This is a genomic window from Pseudomonas sp. 1176_21, from assembly GCF_052850635.1.
This window is the reverse complement of the sequence record NZ_VXCV01000026.1, coordinates 1-2436: the sequence shown is the minus strand read 5'-3', so window position 1 is coordinate 2436 and position 2436 is coordinate 1. Positions and strand designations below refer to the sequence as shown.

Below are 2436 nucleotides of genomic sequence, written 5' to 3'. Positions count from 1 at the left end.
CGGGTCAGCGACAATCGCCTGCAGCAGGTTCTGCCAGTGCCGGGCCAGACGCTCGATGGTCGCGGCGTCGAACAGATCGGTGGCATACGTGAAGCTTGCCGAGAAGCCAGTCGGCGATTCGGCGGTGTTGAGCGTCAGGTCGAACTGCGCGCTGTGGGTGTCCCACTGCAGGTTTTCGACCTGCAGCGCATCCGAGTGGTCTGATGCCTGCCGCGTTTCATTGACCAGCCCGCGATGGTTGTACATGGCCTGGAACAGCGGTGTGACGCTCATGCTGCGGGTGGGTTGCAGCGCTTCGACCAGGTAGCCGAAAGGCAACTCCTGATACTGCTGTGCTTCGAGCGACGTCTGCTTCACCTGCTGCAACAGTGCCTCAAAGCTCGATGCGGTGCTGAAGTCGGCCTTGTAGACTTGGGTGTTGACGAAGAAGCCGATCAGACCCTCGGTCTCGACCCGGTTGCGGTTGGCCACTGGCACGCCGACACGGATGTCCGCCTGACGACTGTAGCGGTGCAGAAGGGTCTGGAATGAGGCCAGCAACAGCATGAAAGGGGTCACGTTGTGCGATTGGGCCAGGTGTTTGAGACGCTGGGCGACGGTGTGATCGAGGTCGACATCCAGGCGCGCTCCGCGGTGGCTTTGCTCGGAGGGGCGCGGGCGGTCCAGTGGCAACTCCAGCACCGACTGCTCGCCACCGAGCTTTTCAGTCCAGTACTGCAACTGCCGCTCACGTTCGCCGGCTTCCATCCAGCGTCGCTGCCAGATGGCGTAGTCGGCGTACTGGATCGGCAGCTCGGGCAACGTCACCTCGCGCCCCTGGCTGTAGCCGGCATACAACTGCACCAGGTCGCTGACCATGATCTCCAGCGAGGCGGCGTCCGACACGATGTGGTGCTGAACCAGCACCAGCACATGCTCGTCCGGCGCCGAGGATGCTAACGCGATGCGCAACAGAGGGCCGTGCTCCAGGTCGAACGGGGCCTGTGTCTGCGCCTGGACAAAGGCCAGAACCGCCGCCTCTGTCTGGGTGTCCAGCACATGACGCGCAATTTCCAGCGTCAGGTGCGGGGCAATGCGCTGCACCGGGCCGTCGTGGGTCTGGGTGAAGGTGGTGCGCAGGGCCTGGTGGCGTGCCACCAGGGCGTTGAAACTGCGCTCCAGCGCGTTCGCGTTCAACGGGCCCTTCATGCGCAGCGCAATGCAGATGTGGTAGGCCGCACTCTGCGGCTCCAGCTGCCAGAGGAACCACTGACGCTCCTGTGCGAAGGACAGCGGAACCGTCTCGACCTCCGACTGCACCTGCGGGATCGGCAGGTTGGCCGGCGACACGCCTTCGCCGAGCATTTTTTCTAGAAACACTTTGCGCTTGTCCAGCGGGAGGGTGATGAATCGCTTGGCGATCCGTGCAGCCATGTCCTTGTCCATCACACTTCCTCCAATTCGTCGAACAGTGCTTCGAGTTTGCTGAGTTTCGTGGTGTCGACCTGGGCACCGAGTTGCGCCACCTGTGCAGTGAAATCACCCAGGACAGGGAATTGGAACAGCTCGTGCGGACTCACCTGTATCCCCACATCCAGTTGCATGCGTGACATCACGCGAATCACCATCAAGGAATGTCCACCCAGTTCGAAGAAGTTGTCGTGCAGGCCGATGCGCTCGCAGCCGAGCACGTGCTGCCAGATGGCAGCAATGCGCTGCTCCAGCTCGCTTTGCGGGGCTACATATTCGCGTTGCAGCTGGCTGGCATCGGGCTTGGGCAGCGCCTTGCGCTCCAGCTTGCCGTTCGGGCTCAGCGGCATCTGCTTCAGCCATACCCATTGCGCCGGGATCATGTAGTCCGGCAGATGTGCATTCAGTGCGTGCCTGAGGTGCTCGCGCAGGTCGTCCTGCCCGGTACCAGCACTTGGCACCACATACCCCACCAGTTGCTGGCCGGTGGCACCCTCGATCGCCAGTACCACCGCTTCGCGCACGGCGTCGAGTGCCATCAGGCGTGCCTCGATTTCACCCAGCTCGATGCGCAGGCCGCGGATCTTCACCTGATGATCGATACGCCCGCGGTATTCGATCACGCCGTCGGCGCGGTAGCAGGCAAGGTCGCCGGTGCGGTACAGGCGCTTGCCTTCGCCGAACGGGCTGGTGACAAAGCGCTCGGCAGTCAGTGCGGCGCGGCGGTGGTAACCCCGCGCCAGGCCTTCGCCGGCCAGGTAGAGCTCACCGGTGACGCCCGCCGGCAACAGCCCCAGGTCGTCGCCGAGGATGTAGGTCTGCAGGTTGGCAATCGGCTGGCCGATCGGTACGCCATCCTTGCCTTCCTCGCGGCAGGTCCAGTGAGTCACGTCGATGGCGGCTTCGGTAGGGCCATACAGGTTGTACAGGCCGGCGTTCGGCAACTTGGCGAACACCTGCTGCTGCGCGTCCACCGGCAGGGCCTCG

2 protein-coding genes are annotated in these 2436 nt (G+C 63.6%); both read right to left on the bottom strand.

The annotated features are described in order from the left end of the window. Positions 1 to 1425 (bottom strand): condensation domain-containing protein (locus FW760_RS25885; protein ID WP_327781610.1); only part of this gene is annotated, 1425 nt, incomplete at its 3' end. After that, positions 1425 to 2436: AMP-binding protein (locus FW760_RS25880; protein ID WP_446444104.1), on the bottom strand; the 1012-nt coding region annotated here is incomplete at its 5' end. The genes FW760_RS25880 and FW760_RS25885, both read right to left, overlap by 1 nt.